This window comes from Hydrogenobaculum acidophilum (assembly GCF_054656715.1).
Window position 1 is genome coordinate 1 of record NZ_BAAHXP010000009.1, and the last position, 19,771, is coordinate 19,771.

The window sequence follows — 19,771 nt, forward strand, 5'->3', positions numbered from 1 at the left end:
TAAACCTTTAAAAATACATATTATAATATTATCATGTATACACTTATACTTTTAAGACATGGACAGAGCCTTTGGAATCTGGAGAACAAATTTACCGGCTGGATAGATGTGGATTTGAGTGAGCAAGGCAAAGAAGAAGCTAAGAAAGCTGGTGAGGCTATGTTTGAAGCAGGTATATTGCCAAAAGCCGCATTTACCTCCTATCTTAGAAGAGCCATAAACACATTAAACATAGCCCTTGATACAATGAATCTTCACTATATAGATGTTTTTAAAAGCTGGAGACTAAACGAAAGGCACTACGGAGCGCTTCAGGGTCTAAACAAAAAAGAAATGGTAAAAATCCACGGAGAAGAACAAGTAAACATATGGAGAAGGAGCTACGATGTCCCACCACCGCCCCTTTCCAAAGACGACCCAAACCATCCTTGCAACGACCCAAGGTATAAACACATACGATGCCAAGATTTACCATCCTCAGAGTCTTTGAAAGATACGCTTATAAGAACGCTTCCATATTTTCAAGATTTTATAGCGCCTACCCTTTTCCAAAGAGGATGTGTGCTTGTAGCCGCCCATGGAAACTCCCTTAGAGCAATAGTAAAGTATTTGGAAAACCTATCTGAACAAGAGATAGTAAAATTAAACATACCCACCGGCATACCTTTGGTCTACGTGTTAGACGAGCATTTAAACATTAAAAACAAAAGATATTTAGCAGATGAAGAGACCCTCAAAAAAGCCATAGAATCTGTGGCAAACCAAACAAAAGCATGAATACCAAACCAGAAGCCGTTGAACTGTCAAAAGAGGTTTTAAAAAAGCTCTTGGAATGCGGTACAGAGATAGATGAGTTTTATAGGCTTTTTAGAGAATTAAGACTTTTAGAAGATGAAAGCCCAAACTTTGCAAAAGCTATATTAAACGTAGAACACGGATTTTTTATGACAATACAATCCCTAAACGTTTTAAAAGAACAGCTTCAGCTTCTTAGCATAGCTGCCAAAAAAGAAGAAATATCATGATAGAGCTAAAGATAAACGGTAAAACCATAACCCTTAAAGATTTTCCATCAAGAGCTTTAGAAAGCACTATAGTTGGTTTTATAAAAGCCCTAAAACTTCAAGAAACACCAAAAGATATAGAGATTAAAATAAAAAAGGATGCCAAAGATAAAGATAACCCCTGATATAGCAAACGAACGCATAGATACTTTAATCTCAAAAATGTATGAAGATATATCAAGAGAGTATATAAAAAAGATAATTAAAGAAAACGGCGTTTTAATAAACGGTGAAAGGGTTTTCAAAAGCTCAAAAAAAGTCTTTGAAAATGATGTAGTAGAATTTGAAATACCAGCACCAAAAAAGCTTGATGTAAAAGCTCAAGATATACCTATAGAAATACTTTACGAAGACAAAGATTTGGCAGTGGTGGTAAAACCCTCTGGCATGCCTTCTCACACAGGCCCAGGGCACGATGAAAACACCCTAGTAAACGCTCTTCTTTCTAAATTTGGAAACTTATCTGTAATAGGTGGTATAGAAAGACCGGGGATAGTACATAGATTAGATAGATATACTCACGGGATTATGGTTATAGCAAAAAACGATACTAGCCACCAAACATTGTCATCTATGTTTAAAAATAGGGAGATAGATAAAAGGTATAAGGCTATAGTATACGGTATACCAAGGTTTAAAGAGCAAACCATAGAAACCCTAATAAGAAGACATCCCACCAACCGGTTAAAGTTTGAAGTAGCACCAGAGGGAAAAGAAAGCATTACAAAATATTATTTAGAAAAACCTTTAAAAAACGCAAGTCTTTTAGATATAAAAATATATACCGGAAGGACTCATCAAATAAGAGTCCACATGTCTTACATAGGACATCCTATAATAGGGGATACCCTTTATGGCTATAAGCATTCTTATTTTGATAAAACCCTTGAAAATATAGTAGGTGAAAGGTTTTTGCTAGTGGCTTACAAGCTTAGCTTTCTTCATCCTAAAAGCCAAAAACCAATGGATTTTGAGATAGATATGCCAGATTATTTCAAAGACGCTTTAAAACACTTGGAAGGCTAGTGTACGGAAGATGCAATGTCTACAATAGGAAGCATTATAGAAAGCACTACCACGCTCACCAAAACACCCACTATCAAAGTAGCCAAGGGCTCTAAACTAGACACAAAAAGGTTTATAGTCTTATCCAAAAGTTGTTCGTAAATTTTGTAAGAGGTACTTAAAGCTTGCTTCAAATCTCCTATGTATTCACCATTTTTTATTACAGATAAAACGCTTTTTTTAAAAAGCCCGGTCTTTGAAAGAGCACTAGAGACACTAACACCGTTGTAAATATCTTGCTCTATAGAAGAGAGTTTTTGTTTTACAAAAGTATTTTCAACGGTTTGCAAAGAAACCCTTATAGAAATGCCTATAGATGAGCTAGAACCAAGCATGAGACTCATAGCGTATAAAAACTTTGAAAGCTCAAAGTATAATATGAGACTTCCAAGTATTGGGATTTTAAGATAAAACTCATCTATCTTCTCTTTTGAAAATATTTTTTCTTTAAAAACAAAAAATATGAAAAGTATTGGGCTTATATACAGCAAAATCGTAATAAACTTTGCAAAGTAAATAAGAAAAACGGTAATAGTGGGCAGTTTGGCGTTAAAACTTTTAAGAACTTCTTCTATTCTTGGCAAGACGTAGTTTACAGATATAAACACCGCCAGTATACTAAAGAGCGTCACAACGCTTGGATAAACAGCTTTTGATAAAATCTTTGATTTGTAGCTGTCCATGCTCTCCAAAAAATCACCCACAGTTTTAAAAACATTTTCAAGGTTTTCTGAAGTCTCGGCAGCGTAAAGCATATTTGAAAGTATGTTGGGAAGCGGTTTTTTGGAAAAAGCTACATGAAGGGGCTTTCCCATCTCTATATCTTTTTTTATATCGGCGTATAAAGCTTTTAAGATAGGTTTATCCTGTAAATCAGACACTATATCAATGGCTGTGTATAAATTTGTGCCAGAGTTTATGAGTTCGTAAAGCTGTTTTAGAGAAAATGCAATATCTTTTTTAGATAAAAGCCTTGCTTCAAGTTCTTTTTTAAAAACCTCAAAGCTAAAACTAGGCAAAGTATACCTAAGCTCAGGCATTCTTTCTATACATACTAAATAGGTTTATATACTTTTCAAAATCCATAGGTGGTACATCTTCAATCTCAAGGTTCTCCTTCAGATGCTCTTTGTTTTTGGTGCCCACAAGCATAGTACCCACTCCCGGCGCACTTCTTACAAACTGCAAAGCTACATGTATATCCTTATCAAGACCGAAGTATTCTTTTAGCTCTTTTGGTATTCTACCTATCACTTGCCCTTGGTATATAGAAGCGCTTGTGTAGACGTAAATATTCAGCTCTTTGGCAGCTTCTAAAATAGTTTTGTATTCGTTTGATATCACTTGGTTTTTTACAGTAAAAGCCTCAGACATACCTATGTTGTAAGGAAGTTGTATAAATTTAAAATGATGGTCCTTTGAAATAGAATTAGCTATATCAACTATCTCTTGCAAATCTAGGTGTTGTTTTGAAGCTCTAGATATCCTAAATCCACTCCAAGTAGCCACTCAGTAGTATCTTAGTTCTTTTTTTGCTACTTTTTCTTCTAAAAGCTCAAAACAAGAGCGAAGGGTTTCATAAAACTCCTTTCTATCTTTGTAAAGGAGTTGCTCCTCTACGTTGTGTAGAAAATATACATCTATATAAGATGTATTTAGATTTTGTAGGCTTTTATTAAAACACCAATCTATAAACTTTTTATCCATGTAGTGCCAGTTTTGGGTGAGCTTTTTCTCGTCTATGATACCAGGATATACAAATATGTCGTAAAAGTAATCCTTTGGGTCAATGCCACTTTCTATATCGTATGGCACATATCCACCTTTTGTAGATACTATAAGTTCTTCCCTTTTTATATCTTTTAAAACCCTATCTATGACTCTTTCGCTTTTCATATAACGATAGTTTAGAGCGGTATCTACTACATTTATACCATTTTCATAACCAAATTTTATTGCCTCTTCATAGGCTTTATCGGTTATTTCATCGAGTTCCCCCAAGTATGTGCCAATCCCTATCTCTGAAAGTTTCATTCCTAAAAATTCTTTGTAAATCATTTAGTTATTATAACCCGAAAAAAGTTTTTAGCTTTAAGAAGAATCTTGAAAAGATATTTGGTTTTTTGTAATGCTTTATGGTGTGTATCTTTGGTATCTCTTTCAATTTTTGTTTTTGAGGCTTTTTAAAAAATAAATCCAACTTTTTTATGAAATCTTTTAAGTTTAGACCGTAGAAATTTTCCACAACGCTTAGTTTTTCAGAAGTGCTTTTTGCGTAATCTTTTGCTCTGTCTAAAAGGTCTTTTTGGTAAAATTCCATAGAAAAGCAAGCATCTATGATACCATCAAAAAACGTCTTTTCTTTGGAAGAAAAACTTCTTTCTCGTAGCATGTTGGAGTAGAGTATACATTCTTTGTAAAGTTGTTCGTTGAAAAGAAGTACCACAGTAGAAACCTTTTTCTCAGATAGGGTATCATCCGCAAAAGAAGAAAGCCTGCTTACTATATTCCAATATTTTGCTATTAGGTTTGATATGTTGTTAAAATCTGGTTTATATACGTTTGCTATACTAACAAAAGCTTGAGAAATATCTTGTAATTTGAATATATCTTTTCCCTCGTAAAGCCTATCATCCTCTGTGATATAAAATATGTCAAGTTCCATCATAACATCTCGCCAGTCTCCCTTTATATGTTTATGGGGCTTTTCAGAGCATCTTACCAAATCAGAAAGAGGTACCTCAAAGCTATTTTCTCTTCTTACAAGCTGAATATAGCAAAGTATCATAAGAAGCACTTCTTTTTTGGACAAATCATCCAACACTTCTAAAAATATACTTTCTATAGTCCTTTGTTGAAACTCTAAATTATGCATATATATAAGTTAAGTTAATATGAGATTTGTAGTATGATTTCATACGCTCTAACAAAGCGTCAACATTCCAATCTCTCTCGCTAGACACAAAAATGTAAGGCTTTTCAAAGAAAAAGCTTTTTTCAAAAAGAGCAATCTGTTCTTTGCTACTTACTATTTTATCAATTTTGTTAAACACATAAAGTACGGGCTTTTCATGAGCACCTATATCTTGCAATATCTTTTCTACGGTGTTTATCTTGTGTAGCCATCTGTTGTCAGATATGTCAACCACAAAAAGAAGAAGGTCTGCAAGCACCACCTCTTCTAGCGTAGTTTTGAAAGATTCCACAAGCTCTGGCGGAAGCCTATCTATAAAACCTACAGTGTCTGTAATAAATATCTTCTCTCCATCCACAAACCCTGTACCCACTTTTGTGTCAAGAGTGGCAAAAAGCATATCGCTTATAAAAACATCTTTTTTGGTGAGAGCTTTCATTAAAGAGGATTTTCCCGCATTTGTATAACCTACCAACGCTACTTTTAGATTGTTCGTTTTAAATCTATTTTTTCTTTGTTCTTTGTGGTGCTTTTTTATTTGCTCTATCTCTTCCCTTATTTTGTGAATGCGCTTTTGAATAGCCCTTCTTTTTATTTCTACAAGCTGCTCACCGGGACCTCTGGTACCCATTTTACCGCTTTGCCTTGAAAGCTTTGCCCCAACACCGTAAAGCCTTGGAAGTTCATAGGTTAATTTTGCAAGCTCTATTTGTAGTTTGGCCTGTTGGGTTTTTGCTCTTTTCATGAAAATCTCAAAGACTACGTTTGCCCTATCTAAGACATCAACTCCCAAGATAGCTTCTATATTTCTTACCTGAGAAGGGGTTAAAAACTCATCAAATACCACAGCGTTTGAACCAGTGCCCTCTACAAGCTCCTTTATAAGGTTTAGGTAAGAGACGCCTACAAGGGTTGAAGCATCTGGAAAATCCTTGCGTTTTACAAGGTATCCGATGCTTTTACCACCTATTGCATCTATCAATCCCTCCAATTCCTCTAAAGACTCTAAAACCTGCTCTCTTGTTTGGTTTCTATGCTGCAACCCTACAGATATAGCCTTTATCAACTTTGAGATGCCTCTTCTATAACTACCGTGCTTATAGCGTGCTTATATATTAAACTTGTACCGGTATCTGATTTAACAAGCACCGTATACTTGTCTTGGTCTAGCACTTTGCCAGTTATCCTATTGCCTCTTGTGAGATATATAACCACATCGATTCCCTTCTCTTTTGCGTCCTCCAAGATTTTATCCTGCAAATTTTCTGTCATCTTTATACCTCCTGATAATACTTTTCTATAGTTTCTAAAAGCTCTGATACCATGTTCTCCTCGCTTACCTTTTTTAGGATTTTACCATCTTTAAACAAAAGAGCTCCGCCTTTCATACAAGCAAGACCTACATCCGCATGAGAAGCCTCCCCTATAGCGTTTACAGCGCAACCCATTATAGCCACCTTTATGGATAAATCTTTATCCTTTAGAGCTTCTTGCACTTTTCTAACCACATCCGGTAAATTTACCTCTATCCTCCCACATGTAGGGCAAGAAACGATGTCTATGCCTCTCTTTTTAAGACCCAGGCTTTTTAAGATTTCATAGGCTACTTCCACTTCCTTTTCAGGCTCATCGGTTAAAGAAACTCTTATGGTATCTCCTATGCCTTTATAAAAAAGTATTCCAAGCCCCACAGAAGATTTTACCATACCCTGGGTTCCCATACCAGCCTCTGTAATACCTATATGAAGAGGTATATCGGTTTTTTCTGCAAATATTTCGTTGGCAAGTGTATTTTGCAAAACATCAGAACCTTTTATAGATACTTTAAAATTGTAAAAACCCAAAGACTCAAAAAACGAAGACCAGTTTAGAGCGCTCTCTGCTAAAGCTTCAGCGCTGGGATATCCATACTTTTCAAGAAGATGTTTTTCCAAAGAACCTGAGTTTACCCCGAGCCTTACACATATATTTTTTCTCTTTGCTTCTAAAACGATGTCTCTCACTATCTCTTTTTTGTTTATATTGCCAGGATTAATCCTTATACCGTGAGCCCCAGCATCCATAGCCAAAAAAGCCATGTAAGGTACAAAATGTATATCTGCTATTATGGGAACAGATGAGTATCTCACTATCTCTTTTAAAGCCTCTGCATCTTCTTTTGATGGTACTGCTACCCTTATAGCTTCACAACCAGCTTTTATAAGTCTATCTATTTGAGCTAATGTAGAATCTAGGTCATGAGTTTTTGTGGATGTCATAGATTGAACTACTATAGGATTTTCTCCCCCTATTTTTAGGGTTCCCAACGTAATTTCTCTTGTTTTACGCCTTTTTATCATAACAACGTTCTAAGCTACTTCGTGGTTTGCCCATAGCACCGTCTTTTGAGAAGCCTTATCCATATAGTATAAACTACATATTCCAGCCGTATATTCAAGGGTCAATATCAGGTTATCGTTGTAAAGGTCCATGGGATTTGAAAATTCAACACTAAAAATGAGACTAAAGCCTTCTTTTGGCAAGCTTATGTGTAGAAAACCGCCCTTGTTGTCTCTTTTGACTTCATAATTTAATACGTTGTCAATTTTTTCTATAGATATATCTATCAAATCAAATCTATTTTTTACAGCCTCAAGAAATTGCTCTAAACTTTTGGATTCTAAGGCTTTTTCTAAGACAAACTTCGATTCTTGATACTGTATCTGATATTTTTCCCAATTGCTAATGTGCTTAAGCATATCTTTGTAAGCTGTTCTTAAGTTTGCAATTTTGTGATGCTCTTTTTTTAAAGCCGCTACTATATCAGGGCACATAGAAGCTACAAGCGTTCCGACCTGTAAACTTCCCAAGAAAAACATAAACGGTATATTTTGATGGGCTTTGTAAACATCAAAAGCTAAGGCTTCTACCGTCAACAAAGAAGATACCTTTGATTGTCTCGGTGAGAAAAGAGCTATACTAACAAGGGACAACGGATAAGTATATATGCTTGCAAAGTAAAAATATCCTGCAAAGTAAAAAATATCAAGATATTTATTTATATAGTGACCGAGCTTTAGCTTGTTGTAAGATAAAAGGGCTAAGCTAAAATATATAAACGTGAGCGTGATTATAATAGCCCTTACATGAAAGGAAGGCACAAAAAAAGCAGCTGCAATAGCCCCTAAACTTACAAGCAATCTAGATGTAACATAAATGTTTGTAAGAAGGTTTCTTATCATCTAATAGTCCACTTTTGCCTCAAAGAAGTTTGTAAGGTCTGGTAAATCCGTTTGAGTAGTAAGCCATTTCATTGGATTCTTTTGTCCGTAGATAGCCTCGTAACCCAACGACCTCATTCTTCTATCTGCAAGATACTTTACATAAGCAGTATATGTTTCAAAAGACAAACCTATTATCTTCTCTGGCATAGCTACTCTTGCATATTCGGTTTCTATATCTACTGCCTCTTCCATAAGAACCCTAAACTTGTCCTTATAATCGTTTCTATTTTTATCTTTTAAAAGCTCATTTAAAAGGTACATACCAAAAGCCAAATGTCTGGTTTCATCTTTTAAAATCCATCTTACCAAAGCAGCAACATTCTTTAGCACCCCTCTTCTTCCAAATGCTAAAGGTGTCACAAAACCACTGAAGAAAAACAACCCCTCTAATATTGCGTAATAAACAAATATATCCTCTATTAGATTTTCTTCGGTGGGTTCTTCGCAAAGACTCATGGCGCGCTTCACTTCAAAATCTGCTTTTCTTTTTATCTCTTTAACATTTTCGTGCATCGCATAAACTTCACCTGGCTTTAGGTCAAGTCCATCCATTATATACCTAAACGTATCTATATGCTTCATCTCCTCCATCAACTGATAACCTAAAAACATACGAGTTTCTGTGTTTCTCAACCTTTTTGAAATTTCCAATATGTTTTGGCCCACCCAACCTTCCGCCGAGGAGAAAAATCCAACGGTGTAAAGCATGTAATGACGCTCTATATCGTTTAGCTTTTCATAAAACTCATGTTTATCGTTGGCAAGGTCGTACTCTTCCGGTATCCAATAGTTGTTTTTGGCTTTTGTATAAAGATTTAAAATCTCAGGGTAAACAACGCTATCAAGCTTATAAGTATAAGACTGACAAGCTCTTAAGCTCACGTTGGAATCGTTCTCAATAGCTGTATTATAACTCATATAAACCTCCAAAAAATCAAATATACCATTAAAAATAGTATATCATAAAAGCTTGTCAATGATTTTTTAGTAATTTTCAATGATAAAAATCTCTTATTTTGTAAAAGCCTAAAACCAATATACAAAAAAGGCTAAAAGCATTTGCAAATATTAGAGCCAAAGAATCTTTAGCTATTCCATACAAAAGCCATAAGCTTATACCAATACCCATTATTAAGAGAAAAAGCCCTGACAAACCTCTGGCGTTTTTGTGTTTTATTACGGTATAAATTTGAGGGATGTAACCAGATGTTGTCAGAATGCCCGCTACGAAACCTATAAGTTCTACGATATTTATTTTCATAAAAGTTTTTGGGTTTTTAGTATAACATCTTGAGGGTTTATGTTTAGACAAGCTCTATCTTTCCTTTTACAGACTTTAGAGCCGCAGTATTGACAATCTAAGTTTAGGCTTACAAAATCTTGCAAAGAAGATATCTTCCACATAGGGTAAGCTCCTAAAAGCACCAAAGAAGGGACGTTTAAAAATGTAGCAAGATGATAACTAAATGTTTCACAGGATATAAGGGCTTTGGCGTCTTTTACAATGCTTGCAAAAGTGTGGATGTCCGTTGATATATATGTAGCAAAATCAAGTTTTCTTTTTATGTAAAACTCTTCTTTTTTTGGATATGTAAAAACCACTTCATAACCCTTTGAATGTACAAAGCTTGCAACCAAGTTAAAAATTTCTATATCTGGGACTTTTGTGAGTACAGGTGCCGTTGGTGATATTACTACATAGTTTTTACCTTTTAAAGGGTTTTCCTTGAAAATCCAAAAATAGGGTTCTATATAAATCTCTTTTCCTAAAACAGGTGTTAGTATCTGAAGAGTGTTTTTAATTTCATCGGATTTTGAATGAAAAGGTGCAATGCTATTGTATATAAAAGATAAAAACCTTTCCTTGTCTTTTTTGTATAAAGCTACTTTGTTTTGGGCTTTTAGGATAAAACTATAAAAATAGGATACACCTTTAAAAGACGTATCTATTAAAAAATCGTATTCTTTTTTGAAAGAGGAAACTTTATCATCCATAAAATCTATGTAAGGGTTTTTTTGGAAAAGCTCTAAACCTTGTTTTGTAGTAAAAACCTCCACTACGGCACTTTTGTTATAAAGCTTTATAGCTTTAAAAAGCAAAGCGTTGTAAAGAAGGTCTCCGTAACTTTTATGAAGGACTAAAAACAACACTCTCATGAGATTTTCAAAGCAAAGGCGTAAGCTCCAAGTATACCAGCATCGTTGCCAAGGGTTGTAAGTTCTATTTTTATATTTGAAACACTTGGGTTTATGGCAAGCTCAAGAGCTTTGTTCTTTATCTCTTCAAACAAAAAGCTAAAACCCATCATTACGCCACCTCCAAGGACTATCTTACATGGGTTAAAAACGTTTATCAAGCTAGCAAGTCCGTAAGACATATAAAGCGTAAACCTATCAAACACCTTTTTAGCAACGTTGGATTCTCTTTCGTTTGTCAAATCTTTTAGGCTTTTATCATAACCTAACCTTTTTAAATACTTTTCTAAAGATAGCCCCCCAGCGTAAGCTTCAAAGCATCCTCTTTTGCCGCAGGTGCATTTAAGCCCATTTGGTTTTAACTTCATATGCCCTATTTCCCCTAAGTTAGAATGACACCCAAGCCTAAGCTCATTATCTATTATTACACCTCCTCCTATGCCGGTACCCACAAATATGCATATACCGTTTTCTACACCTTTAAGCCCTCCGTAGGCATATTCTCCGTAAGTTATTGCCCTTACGTCGTTTATAAGTATTAAATCCTTTTTTAGCCTATCTTTAACAATACTCTTAACATCTATGTCTTTCCAGCCTAAGTTTGGAGCATGCTTTAAAATACCAGCTTTCATATCCACTTGACCTGCTATAGCCATAGAAAGTATTTTTATATCATCGTAATTAGATATTATTTTTTCTAAAAGCTTTAAAAACTCTTCAAAATCTTTTGGAGTCTCGTAATCAAGCCTATTTTCTACGTGGGCGTCTTTTACAATCCCAGATTTTACGTGTGTAGCCCCTACGTCCAAAGATAGTATCATCAGAAATCAAAGATATCAAAATTTTGGGAGGTTGATGTTATTGGAGCCTCTTCTTTATACATAGCTTTATCCCAAAAGCCCTCTTGAGAGCAACCTATGCAACCATGCCCAGATTTTATTGGAAAAGATAATCCGTTGTACCAACCTAAAGAGCTGCAGGCGTTGTAAGTGCTTGGACCTTTGCAACCAAGTTTGTAAAGACAATATCCAAGCTTTGCTCCTTCGTCATCAAAGCGCTCTGCAAACTTACCTACATTGTAAAAGCTTTTTCTATAGCAAGCATCGTGTATTGTCATACCGTAAAACATCTTTGGTCTTAGTTTGCTGTCTAAAGGTGGCAGTTCTTCTTTTAAAAGCACATATACTATAAGAGCTGCCATTACCTCTGGAATGGGTGGACAACCGGGGATTTTAACAATAGGTTTATCTTTTATAATCTTATCTACAGAGCTTGATTTAGTAGGGTTTGGATATGCCGCTTGCACACACCCAAAGGACGCACAAGAACCCCACGCTACTATGAACTTAGCGTATTCGGCAGCTTCTAAAAGCTCCTCGTTAAACGTTTTTCCTCCCACCATACAACAAGCCCCCTCTTCAAATTCCGTAATACTTCCTTCTACCGCCAATATATAGTTGTCTTTGTGCTCTTTTATTATCTTATTTTTATAATTTAAGAGATTTTCACCACAAGAAGCCGATATTAAATCGTCGTACTCTAAAGATATCAAAGAAGCTATATCGCTAAACACTGGAGATGAGCTTCTCATAAGAGATTCAGAACAGCAAGTGCATTCAAGCCCATGAAACCACAAGACCGGTATCCTAGGCTTTTGTTTTAGAGCTTTTAAAATATCGTCTATTTCATTAGGATTTAGACCAAGAAGACCGCTTATTTTCGTAGAAAAGCTTATAAACTCCCTATACTTTACGCCCCTCTTTCCAAGATAATCCAAATAGCTTTCCATATTTTTATTATATCAATAAAAGCCAACAAAAAATAAAGCGATTAAAAGTTGTTCAAACTATTGTTTTGGGTATTTTGCACGCTTTGGGTTATCATGTTGTTCATAAAGTTATAAAGGGCTGATTCAAAGGAGTTTATACCGGTGGTGGCTTGTGGGTTTTCTTGTTTTGATTTTTCGGCAGGTGACACTGGTTCTCCCATAAAAAGACCAAAGGGCAATATACCGTCTACCATCCCAGTGGGCTGGGCTTTTGGTTGAGACTGAACATTGTTTTGCAAAGCACTTAGATTCAACATAGCATTTGATATGTTCATATATAAACCTCCTTATCAATAAGGTAAGGTTTTGGTCTTTAAGTGGTATGATACTAATCATTGAATAAATAAAATTGAGATTTCATATTAAAATCTATGAAACTAATAGAAGTACCAATAGACAAAGAAGTAAATATAAAGGGCTACATCATAAACGGTAGGAATGAAAATCCGGGGTGGAAAAGAAAATTAATAAGCATGGGCATAATACCAGGGGCCAGCGTAAAGGTATTAAGAAAAGACGATAGAAATACGCTTTTAAAAATTTATAATTCAAGAATATCTATATGCAACTGCCTTGCAGACAAGGTTGAAGTAGAATGAAAAATGTAGAGGTGGCCTTTGTCGGCAATCCAAATGTAGGAAAATCTACCATTATAAACAACATAGCAAAAACCTCTCTAAAAGTGGGAAATTGGCCAGGAGTCACCGTAAGAAAAACAGAAGCTTCTTTGGTTTACAAAGACTACGAATTTCATATTATAGATTTACCAGGCACTTATTCTTTAGACTATACATCAGAAGATGTAGCTGTTACTACGAATTTTCTTGCAAATCATCCACCAGACGTAATAATAAACATCATAGAAGCCACAAACTTAGAGCGCTCTTTAATACTTACGGCAGAACTTATAGAACTAAGGCTTCCAATGGTAATCGTATTAAACATGTGGGATGAAGCTTTAAAGCTAGGCATAGATATAGACACTAAAAAAATGTCAGATTTAATAGGCGTAGATGTAATAAGCTCAATAGGTACAAAAGAGGATTTAAAAGAAAAGCTTTTAGAAAGTATCATAAAAGCCTACGAGAAAAACATAATACCTAAACCTTTAAGGTACTCTGAAACGACCGAAAAAGCCATTCAAGATATACTATCTTCTTGCGCAGTACCTGTTGATAAAAAAATACCCCAAAGATTTTTTGCAATAAAGGCTTTAGAAAGGATATTTCCATGTGATTGTTGCAACGAAATAATATCAAAATTAGAAAACGATTTGAAAGAAAACGTATACGATATACTAAAAAAAGATATATACGGAGTTGCCCACTTTATAAGCTCTAACGTAGTAAAAAGAAACTTTAAAAATGACATAGAGTTAACAGAGGTGCTAGATAAATTTGCTTTACATCCTGTTTTTGGGCTTTTGATATTTGTAGGTGTGATGTACCTAATGTTTAAGTTATCTTTTGATGTAAGCTATCCTATATCAAATTGGATTGGTAATTTTGAAAGCGCTTTTTTACATCCTTTGGTTTATAAACTTTTGCCAAAAGCCCCATCCATAGTAAAAAGTTTTATAGCTGGGGCAGTGTTAGACGGCGTTGGCTTTGTAGTAAGCTTTGCCCCTTTGGTGGGAGCGCTTTTTTTAGGGCTTTCTACGTTAGAAATGTCTGGTTATCTTCCAAGGGTACCCATAATATTTGATAGGTTTGTATCTAAATTTGGCATAGACGGCAGAGGCATACTTCCTTTTATGCTTGGTTTTGGTTGCAACGTGCCAGCTATTATGGCGCTTAAAATATTAGAGGATAGACGCTCAAAGCTTATAGTGGCTGCTATGATACCTTTCACAAGCTGTCCAGCTAGGTTTGTAGTGTTTGCTTTTTTTGGTGCAATATTTTTTAAAAACCCTGCTCCTATAATACTATTTTTATACCTTCTTGGGATATTTTTTAGTGTAATAACTGCCGTAGTTATGAATAAGCTCTTGCCAAAAGCCGAAGAATTACCCATGATATTAGAGCTACCACCCTATAGAAAACCGCCTTTAAAGATAGTCTTAAACATAGCCTATGTGGAACTTAAAGGTTTTCTAAAAAGAGCTGGCACCTTTATATTCGCTTCTACCGTAGTAGTATGGGCTTTTCTAAATATACCGCCAAACACCAACATAAAAGATACGGTAGCTGGCAAGATAGGAAGTGCTTTGGTATACATATTTAAACCAATAGGTATAGAGGATTGGAGGGCTACAACTTCTTTGGTACCAGCTTTTTTGGCCAGAGAAATCATAATAAGCTCTATGGGTACCATATACTCAGCTTCTGCAAAAGAAAAAGAAGATTACACCAATTTTGATATAAAAAAATCTTTCAAAGAGCAGATTATATCTTTAGAAGAAGCCATTAAAAATACAGCACTTTCTTTTGTATCACCTGGTTTTTCAAACGTATTCACCCAAGAATCAAGCTCATCAGGCATCACAAAAGAGATTAGAAAAAGCCTAAGCCCGTACGGAGCGCTATCTTTTATGGTGTTTGTGCTTTTGTACACCTCTTGTATCGCCACCGTATCTATTTTAAAATCAGAGTTTGGCACAAGATTTGCAGTGATTTTCCTACTTTACAGCTTTGTTTTGGGATGGGCAGTGGCCTTTGCAATATATAGGCTAAGCATGGTGCTACATGTTTTTTGACTGGCTTTTCGTAATATTCCTTTTAGGTTTGGGTATTTTTTATCTTATCAAAAACCGAAGACCAAAGGCTAAAAAGTGTGATAAATGCCATTAGGTGGCTTTTATACGATATTTATACGATAATATCGTACAATATTGGTATGGATGTAGAAGAGGTGTTTTATAGATTTAATCCTTGGTGGGAAGAGAACAACATCAAAGATACATACACATAGTTTAGCAATTCATACAAAAATCATTTGTTGAGGTTATAATATTTATATGCATCCTATATTGTTTGATTTGTTTGGATTTAAGGTTTACACATACGGTGTAATGGCATCTATTGCCATGATAGCAGGATATCTTTTATCTATATTCTTTGCAAAAAAAGAAGGTATAGAATCTCACAAGATAGAAAATATCTTCTTGTTTGGTATTATAGGGGCGATTCTAGGGGCAAGACTCGCTTATGTTATAGAGCATCACAACCAGATGACAAGCTTTTTTAGCCCATTTGAGATATGGCAAGGAGGGCTTGATTGGTTTGGAGGGCTAATAGGTGGTATCATTACAATATTAGCTATGATAAAGTATTACAACTTAGACCCTTTCAAAATAGGAGATATAGCAGCCATAGCGCTTCCCATAGGCCAAGCCATAGGTAGGGTTGGTTGTACATCGGCAGGCTGTTGTTATGGTAAAGAAGTATCTGGAGTTAGCAATTTGAACGTGGGTATTCATTTTATGTCAAAGTTTCCATACTTTTACATGGTTTTTCCAGAAGGGGCTATAGCACCTCCTCATGTGCCCCTTTATCCTACAGAGCTTATGGACCTTATCTTTAACCTTTTTATATTTGTAGGAGCTATAATTCTTTTCTATAAGAAAAAGTTTGACGGTGAGGTTTTTGTATTTTATCTTTTCTTCGCTGGGCTTTTTAGATTTATAGAGGAGTTTTACAGAGGCGTAACACCACCTATCCCTGGTATTGGACTTACCTGGAATCAAATAGTTTGTATAGGTATGATGATTGGCTCTGTCGTTCTTTGGTTTATATTGCACAAAAAGCCTCAAGAAAAACATGCTTAAGATAAAAAAAGAGCTTTTAGAAAAGCTTAAATCTCAAGCTGAAAGAGACTATCCTTATGAGACCTGCGGTATCATGATAGGAAAAGAAGAAAATGGTATAAGGGTGGTTTACGAGCTTTTAGAAGTAAAAAACGCCAACAAAGAAAGAAAAAACGATAGATATGAAATAGACCCAAAAGATTATATGAAAGCAGAAGACTACGCAGATAAAAAAGGTCTTCAAATAGTAGGGATATATCATTCGCATCCAGACCATCCAGACATGGCTTCAAAAACCGATGAAGAAAGAGCCTTTGAATACTTATCTTACATAATAGTTTCTGTCCAGAAAGGAAAAGCTGTTTCTTTTAGAAGTTTTGAGCTTTTAAACAAAAAGATGGTGGAGGAAAAAATAATCGTTGAAGCTTAGATTAGGCACAAGAAAAAGCAAGTTAGCCCTTTGGCAATCGGAGTTTGTAAAATCAAAGCTTGAAGGTCTTGGTTTAGAGGTAGAGCTTGTCCTTATCACCACCACTGGGGATAAAATCCTAGATGTCCCACTTGCCAACATCGGTGGAAAGGGGCTTTTTGTAAAAGAGATAGAAAACGCCCTTTTAGAAAAAGAGATAGATTTTGCCGTCCATTCTTTAAAAGATGTACCAGCTATTATACCAGAAGGGCTTGTAGTAGATGTTTTCTTAGAAAGAGAAGACCCAAGAGATGCTTTTATAAGCAAAACTCACAAAAGTCTAAAAGATTTACCACCAGATAAAAAAATAGGCACGTCTTCTATAAGAAGGAAAGTCCAGCTTTTACAAAGAAAAAAAGACATTATCATAGAAGATTTAAGAGGCAACGTAGATACAAGGCTAAGAAAGTTAGAAGAAGGTTTGTACGATGCTATAATCCTTGCAAGCGCTGGTCTTAAAAGACTTGGTATGACTCAGGTTATAACAGAGCATCTTGATTTCATACCAGCGGTAGGACAAGGCATAATAGCCATTGAATACAAAGCCTCCAACAAAGAAGTTTCAAACATTTTAAAAAAGATAAATCACGAACCCACTTACATATGCGCTTTGGCAGAGCGTTCTTTCTTGGAAACCGTGGAAGGAAGCTGTCAAATACCTATGGGGGCACACGCAACCCTCACAAAAGAGGGGATAAAAATAAGAGGTTTTATAGCCAAAGAAGATGGCCAAGATTACAGAGAGCTTACATTAGAAGGTAAAGACCCGATAAAACTTGGAAAAGAATTAGCAAAAAATCTTTTGTAGTGTATAATTTTAAAGGTGTGGATTCTTTTTGTAATAATAGGTATATACGCTTTTATACTAGCATTTGGTGTATTAGAACTTTTATTTTTTATCCTTCCTATTAAAAGCCTAAAAAATGTATATAAAGCAAATCCCATAGACCCGCCAAGCTTTTATGTGAAGTCTTTTGTTTTCCATATACATACGCAGTTTTCTTACGACTCTTTGGGAAAACCAGAAGATATAGAGATGAGTAGAAAAGAAGAGGCTATAGATTACGTAATTATCACAGACCACGAAAACACCCATTATAAATGTTTTGAAAACGAACATATCGTTGTGGGAAAAGAAGAAAAAATTACCAACGAAAACGGCATAGTAGGAAGTCTCATAAGCGTGGATGAATTAAAGGTGGTGGCACATCCTTTTAAGAAAAAATACATATGGCGTTTGGAAAAAACCAAAGACTTGGTGGTAGAGCTAATAGACCTAAGGGATGCTGTTATAAAATCAAAGTACTCTATGTTTTGGCGGTATATAGGTTCTATAATACCAAAGATTTTTCTTAAAAAAAGAATATACAGATTTTTCTCACCGGCTTTGACACCTGAGTTTTATGTAAAAAAATATTTTGAGCAAGGTTGGAAAAACCCTGTAATAGGAGGGCTTGATCATCATGTAAAAATCTATGTAAGAGAAGTGGGCATCAGACTTTTAATACCCTCTTACAAATGGTCTTTTGGTATGCTTAGAAACTTCGCTTTTTCTAAAAGCCCAATAAAAACCAAAAAGGATATAATAGAAAATATTAAAAAAGGAAACACCGTCATATCTTTTGTGGATAGACCTTCTTTTTTCTTTGAGGAAGAGGACACATTGTTTGCTTATCTTCCTTATGAAAACAGCTTTTCTATACTATATGAAGAGGGTATGCCCACAAAAACCTGTTTGGGAAGCTATGGTGTTTTTCAAAAGCCAAAAAAACCATCTTTTATAATAGCTTACTCGTTTATGTTTAATATAAAAAACATCTACTTTGGTGTAAGACCCATAGCTATTTCAAACATAATATTACCCTAAGACTTCCCACTCTCTTTTTCTAAAGGTTGTGCCAAGCTCGTTGGCAAGCTTTTCGGTGGCATCTATGTCAACACCGGGATACGTAACGGCGGTGGTTATCACTTCAAAACCAAGCTCTTTAACAGTCTTTATAAACTCTATCAAAAGGTAAAATGCGTTTTTGTAAGGGGGTCTACAAACTTCGTTGTAGGTGTTTTCATCAGAGGCGTTTAGGCTTATAGAAAAAGTGTCCACAAGACCCTTCAGTTCTTTCAAATCTTCTTTTTTACCAAAAGCAAGATAAAGGCCGTTGGTGTCTACTCTAACTTTTGTGTTTGATTTTGATTTTACGTAAGAGGCTACTTTTTTGATGACGTCCATTCTAAGAGTGGGCTCTCCATATCCACAGAACACAACCTCATCGTATATGTTTGGATTTTCTATCTCTTTTATGATGTCTTCAGCGCTTGGGTCTCTTTTTACCCAAACCCAATAACCCTTTACCATAAAGTTTCTATCCCTTTCCCTTTCGCAAAATCTACAATGAAGGTTGCATTTGTTGGTGGGGTTTATATAGAGCTTGTTGTTTATAACATATGTGATAGTATCTTTGTTCGTATCAAAACCTAAATTAAAACAAAGTTTGGCGTTGGCAGATGTAGTCCTGTCGATATCTTCAACGCTTGAATTTGGTATAAGCTCGCTCATCACTTTGGCAGTATACCATATGTAAGAGGGTTTATTTTTCTTACCTCTATGAGGCGTTGGTGCAAGCCAAGGGCTGTCTGTTTCTATCAAAAGCCTGTAAGTGGGGGTTTTGGATACTACTTCTCTCAAGCTTTGGGCATTTTTAAAAGTGATGTTGCCAGAATAAGATATGTAAAAACCAAGCTCCACGCCTTTTCTCATAAAATCCACAGAACCGCTAAAACAATGAAGCACCCCACCTACGTTTTTATGTTTTTCAAGCACTTTTACGGTATCTTCTTCAGCGTCTCTTGAATGTATAACCACTGGAAGACCAAGTTTTTTAGCAAGCTCTAGCTGTATATTAAAATACTCAATTTGCTTGTCTTTCAAATCATGAGACCTATAGTAATCTAAGCCTATCTCACCTATAGCTTTTACTTTTTTGTTTGATTTGGCAAGTTCTTCAAGCCACAATATATCTTTTTCTGTCAAATCTACCACATCGTTTGGATGAAAACCCACAGCACAATATACTTTGTCGTATTTTGAAGCTATCTCTACGGCATTTTCACAGGTCTTCTTATCAAAACCTATGGTAATTAGGTATTCCAAAGACTTATCGTTTATAGCCTCTTCAAAGTCCTCTTTTTCCAACAAATCCAAATGACAGTGAGTATCTATCATGTCTTAA

26 protein-coding genes are annotated in these 19,771 nt (G+C 35.4%); 11 read left to right on the forward strand and 15 right to left on the reverse strand.

Annotated features, from left to right (window positions below; translation table 11 throughout):
* The first annotated feature begins 33 nt into the window (after positions 1-33).
* Genes gpmA through ACYQZV_RS05790 form a run of 4 tightly spaced genes read left to right on the forward strand, consistent with a single transcriptional unit; the run spans position 34 to position 2,090 of the window.
* Positions 34-777, forward strand: a complete 744-nt coding sequence (gene gpmA / locus ACYQZV_RS05775) for a 2,3-diphosphoglycerate-dependent phosphoglycerate mutase (RefSeq protein WP_459893994.1) — start codon at positions 34-36, stop codon at positions 775-777.
* Complete coding sequence (locus ACYQZV_RS05780) at positions 774-1,025, forward strand: hypothetical protein (RefSeq protein ID WP_459893995.1); 252 nt, start codon at positions 774-776, stop codon at positions 1,023-1,025. The genes gpmA and ACYQZV_RS05780 overlap by 4 nt, the downstream gene beginning before the upstream one ends.
* Positions 1,022-1,189 (forward strand): hypothetical protein, encoded by a 168-nt coding sequence (locus ACYQZV_RS05785; RefSeq protein WP_459893996.1) that lies wholly within the window; start codon positions 1,022-1,024, stop codon positions 1,187-1,189. The genes ACYQZV_RS05780 and ACYQZV_RS05785 overlap by 4 nt, the downstream gene beginning before the upstream one ends.
* Positions 1,164-2,090 (forward strand): RluA family pseudouridine synthase, encoded by a 927-nt coding sequence (locus tag ACYQZV_RS05790; RefSeq protein WP_459893997.1) that lies wholly within the window; start codon positions 1,164-1,166, stop codon positions 2,088-2,090. The genes ACYQZV_RS05785 and ACYQZV_RS05790 overlap by 26 nt, the downstream gene beginning before the upstream one ends.
* Here ACYQZV_RS05790 and ACYQZV_RS05795 read toward each other — a convergent pair.
* The 14 genes from ACYQZV_RS05795 to ACYQZV_RS05860 all read right to left on the reverse strand — a co-directional run bounded on the left by ACYQZV_RS05795 (position 2,087) and on the right by ACYQZV_RS05860 (position 12,605).
* On the reverse strand, positions 2,087-3,169 hold the full coding sequence (locus ACYQZV_RS05795; RefSeq protein WP_459893998.1) for a type II secretion system F family protein: 1,083 nt from the start codon (positions 3,167-3,169) through the stop codon (positions 2,087-2,089). The two genes, ACYQZV_RS05790 and ACYQZV_RS05795, sit on opposite strands and share 4 nt — an antisense overlap.
* On the reverse strand, positions 3,162-3,638 hold the full coding sequence (locus ACYQZV_RS05800; RefSeq protein WP_459893999.1) for an aldo-keto reductase family protein: 477 nt from the start codon (positions 3,636-3,638) through the stop codon (positions 3,162-3,164). The genes ACYQZV_RS05795 and ACYQZV_RS05800 overlap by 8 nt, the downstream gene beginning before the upstream one ends.
* Entirely contained in the window at positions 3,639-4,187 is a 549-nt protein-coding gene (locus tag ACYQZV_RS05805) for an aldo/keto reductase (protein ID WP_459894000.1), read from the reverse strand.
* Positions 4,188-4,194: 7 nt separating this feature from the next.
* Entirely contained in the window at positions 4,195-5,004 is an 810-nt protein-coding gene (locus ACYQZV_RS05810; protein WP_459894001.1) for a hypothetical protein, read from the reverse strand.
* Positions 4,997-6,109 (reverse strand): GTPase HflX, encoded by a 1,113-nt coding sequence (gene hflX, locus ACYQZV_RS05815; RefSeq protein WP_459894002.1) that lies wholly within the window; start codon positions 6,107-6,109, stop codon positions 4,997-4,999. The genes ACYQZV_RS05810 and hflX overlap by 8 nt, the downstream gene beginning before the upstream one ends.
* On the reverse strand, positions 6,106-6,315 hold the full coding sequence (gene hfq, locus ACYQZV_RS05820; protein WP_459894003.1) for an RNA chaperone Hfq: 210 nt from the start codon (positions 6,313-6,315) through the stop codon (positions 6,106-6,108). The genes hflX and hfq overlap by 4 nt, the downstream gene beginning before the upstream one ends.
* 2 nt (positions 6,316-6,317) lie before the next feature.
* Entirely contained in the window at positions 6,318-7,382 is a 1,065-nt protein-coding gene (gene ispG, locus ACYQZV_RS05825; protein WP_459894004.1) for a flavodoxin-dependent (E)-4-hydroxy-3-methylbut-2-enyl-diphosphate synthase, read from the reverse strand.
* Between the two features lie 9 nt (positions 7,383-7,391).
* Complete coding sequence (locus tag ACYQZV_RS05830; RefSeq protein ID WP_459894005.1) at positions 7,392-8,264, reverse strand: hypothetical protein; 873 nt, start codon at positions 8,262-8,264, stop codon at positions 7,392-7,394.
* The gene (locus tag ACYQZV_RS05835) at positions 8,265-9,224 is read right to left on the reverse strand and encodes a ribonucleotide-diphosphate reductase subunit beta (protein ID WP_459894006.1); all 960 of its coding nucleotides are present in this window, start codon (positions 9,222-9,224) and stop codon (positions 8,265-8,267) included.
* 76 nt (positions 9,225-9,300) lie between these two features.
* The gene (locus tag ACYQZV_RS05840; protein ID WP_459894007.1) at positions 9,301-9,567 is read right to left on the reverse strand and encodes a SemiSWEET family sugar transporter; all 267 of its coding nucleotides are present in this window, start codon (positions 9,565-9,567) and stop codon (positions 9,301-9,303) included.
* Entirely contained in the window at positions 9,564-10,463 is a 900-nt protein-coding gene (locus ACYQZV_RS05845) for a glycosyltransferase family 9 protein (protein ID WP_459894008.1), read from the reverse strand. Before ACYQZV_RS05845 ends, ACYQZV_RS05840 begins: the two co-directional genes overlap by 4 nt.
* A complete protein-coding gene (locus ACYQZV_RS05850) occupies positions 10,460-11,323 on the reverse strand; it encodes an ROK family protein (RefSeq protein WP_459894009.1) in 864 nt (287 codons plus the stop codon). Before ACYQZV_RS05850 ends, ACYQZV_RS05845 begins: the two co-directional genes overlap by 4 nt.
* Entirely contained in the window at positions 11,323-12,291 is a 969-nt protein-coding gene (locus ACYQZV_RS05855; protein ID WP_459894010.1) for a hydrogenase small subunit, read from the reverse strand. Before ACYQZV_RS05855 ends, ACYQZV_RS05850 begins: the two co-directional genes overlap by 1 nt.
* A gap of 41 nt (positions 12,292-12,332) precedes the next feature.
* Positions 12,333-12,605: a hypothetical protein gene (locus ACYQZV_RS05860; protein ID WP_459894011.1), complete on the reverse strand. Its 273-nt coding sequence runs from the start codon at positions 12,603-12,605 to the stop codon at positions 12,333-12,335.
* Between the two features lie 96 nt (positions 12,606-12,701).
* Here ACYQZV_RS05860 and ACYQZV_RS05865 point away from each other — a divergent pair, with 96 nt between their 5' ends.
* The 7 genes from ACYQZV_RS05865 (at position 12,702) to ACYQZV_RS05895 (ending at position 18,411) form a co-directional block, all read left to right on the forward strand.
* Positions 12,702-12,929, forward strand: coding sequence for a FeoA family protein (locus ACYQZV_RS05865; RefSeq protein WP_459894012.1), 228 nt, complete (start codon positions 12,702-12,704; stop codon positions 12,927-12,929).
* Entirely contained in the window at positions 12,926-15,025 is a 2,100-nt protein-coding gene (feoB, locus tag ACYQZV_RS05870) for a ferrous iron transport protein B (RefSeq protein ID WP_459894013.1), read from the forward strand. The genes ACYQZV_RS05865 and feoB overlap by 4 nt, the downstream gene beginning before the upstream one ends.
* Positions 15,026-15,102: 77 nt before the next feature.
* Positions 15,103-15,240: a hypothetical protein gene (locus ACYQZV_RS05875; RefSeq protein ID WP_459894014.1), complete on the forward strand. Its 138-nt coding sequence runs from the start codon at positions 15,103-15,105 to the stop codon at positions 15,238-15,240.
* 46 nt (positions 15,241-15,286) lie between these two features.
* Positions 15,287-16,096, forward strand: coding sequence for a prolipoprotein diacylglyceryl transferase (gene lgt, locus ACYQZV_RS05880; RefSeq protein WP_459894015.1), 810 nt, complete (start codon positions 15,287-15,289; stop codon positions 16,094-16,096).
* Complete coding sequence (locus ACYQZV_RS05885) at positions 16,089-16,505, forward strand: M67 family metallopeptidase (RefSeq protein ID WP_459894016.1); 417 nt, start codon at positions 16,089-16,091, stop codon at positions 16,503-16,505. Before lgt ends, ACYQZV_RS05885 begins: the two co-directional genes overlap by 8 nt.
* Positions 16,495-17,352, forward strand: a complete 858-nt coding sequence (gene hemC, locus ACYQZV_RS05890) for a hydroxymethylbilane synthase (protein ID WP_459894017.1) — start codon at positions 16,495-16,497, stop codon at positions 17,350-17,352. Before ACYQZV_RS05885 ends, hemC begins: the two co-directional genes overlap by 11 nt.
* A gap of 15 nt (positions 17,353-17,367) precedes the next feature.
* Positions 17,368-18,411 carry a PHP domain-containing protein gene (locus ACYQZV_RS05895; RefSeq protein WP_459894018.1) on the forward strand — a complete coding sequence of 348 codons (1,044 nt, stop codon included), beginning with the start codon at positions 17,368-17,370 and terminating at the stop codon, positions 18,409-18,411.
* On the opposite strand, the gene ACYQZV_RS05900 is transcribed toward ACYQZV_RS05895, so the two are convergent.
* On the reverse strand, positions 18,403-19,764 hold the full coding sequence (locus ACYQZV_RS05900) for a TatD family hydrolase (protein ID WP_459894019.1): 1,362 nt from the start codon (positions 19,762-19,764) through the stop codon (positions 18,403-18,405). The genes ACYQZV_RS05895 and ACYQZV_RS05900 overlap by 9 nt on opposite strands.
* Positions 19,765-19,771: the final 7 nt, after the last annotated feature.

Bases quoted from the DNA above. Each gene is read 5' to 3' on its own strand.
- gpmA (WP_459893994.1), top strand. From the start codon at position 34: ATGTATACACTTATACTTTTAAGACATGGACAGAGCCTTTGGAATCTG.
- ACYQZV_RS05780 (WP_459893995.1), top strand. From the start codon at position 774: ATGAATACCAAACCAGAAGCCGTTGAACTGTCAAAAGAGGTTTTAAAA.
- ACYQZV_RS05785 (WP_459893996.1), top strand. From the start codon at position 1,022: ATGATAGAGCTAAAGATAAACGGTAAAACCATAACCCTTAAAGATTTT.
- ACYQZV_RS05790 (WP_459893997.1), top strand. From the start codon at position 1,164: ATGCCAAAGATAAAGATAACCCCTGATATAGCAAACGAACGCATAGAT.
- ACYQZV_RS05795 (WP_459893998.1), bottom strand. From the start codon at position 3,169: ATGCCTGAGCTTAGGTATACTTTGCCTAGTTTTAGCTTTGAGGTTTTT.
- ACYQZV_RS05805 (WP_459894000.1), bottom strand. From the start codon at position 4,187: ATGATTTACAAAGAATTTTTAGGAATGAAACTTTCAGAGATAGGGATT.
- ACYQZV_RS05810 (WP_459894001.1), bottom strand. From the start codon at position 5,004: ATGCATAATTTAGAGTTTCAACAAAGGACTATAGAAAGTATATTTTTA.
- hfq (WP_459894003.1), bottom strand. From the start codon at position 6,315: ATGACAGAAAATTTGCAGGATAAAATCTTGGAGGACGCAAAAGAGAAG.
- ispG (WP_459894004.1), bottom strand. From the start codon at position 7,382: ATGATAAAAAGGCGTAAAACAAGAGAAATTACGTTGGGAACCCTAAAA.
- ACYQZV_RS05830 (WP_459894005.1), bottom strand. From the start codon at position 8,264: ATGATAAGAAACCTTCTTACAAACATTTATGTTACATCTAGATTGCTT.
- ACYQZV_RS05835 (WP_459894006.1), bottom strand. From the start codon at position 9,224: ATGAGTTATAATACAGCTATTGAGAACGATTCCAACGTGAGCTTAAGA.
- ACYQZV_RS05840 (WP_459894007.1), bottom strand. From the start codon at position 9,567: ATGAAAATAAATATCGTAGAACTTATAGGTTTCGTAGCGGGCATTCTG.
- ACYQZV_RS05845 (WP_459894008.1), bottom strand. From the start codon at position 10,463: ATGAGAGTGTTGTTTTTAGTCCTTCATAAAAGTTACGGAGACCTTCTT.
- ACYQZV_RS05850 (WP_459894009.1), bottom strand. From the start codon at position 11,323: ATGATACTATCTTTGGACGTAGGGGCTACACACGTAAAATCTGGGATT.
- ACYQZV_RS05855 (WP_459894010.1), bottom strand. From the start codon at position 12,291: ATGGAAAGCTATTTGGATTATCTTGGAAAGAGGGGCGTAAAGTATAGG.
- ACYQZV_RS05860 (WP_459894011.1), bottom strand. From the start codon at position 12,605: ATGAACATATCAAATGCTATGTTGAATCTAAGTGCTTTGCAAAACAAT.
- ACYQZV_RS05865 (WP_459894012.1), top strand. From the start codon at position 12,702: ATGAAACTAATAGAAGTACCAATAGACAAAGAAGTAAATATAAAGGGC.
- feoB (WP_459894013.1), top strand. From the start codon at position 12,926: ATGAAAAATGTAGAGGTGGCCTTTGTCGGCAATCCAAATGTAGGAAAA.
- lgt (WP_459894015.1), top strand. From the start codon at position 15,287: ATGCATCCTATATTGTTTGATTTGTTTGGATTTAAGGTTTACACATAC.
- ACYQZV_RS05885 (WP_459894016.1), top strand. From the start codon at position 16,089: ATGCTTAAGATAAAAAAAGAGCTTTTAGAAAAGCTTAAATCTCAAGCT.
- ACYQZV_RS05900 (WP_459894019.1), bottom strand. From the start codon at position 19,764: ATGATAGATACTCACTGTCATTTGGATTTGTTGGAAAAAGAGGACTTT.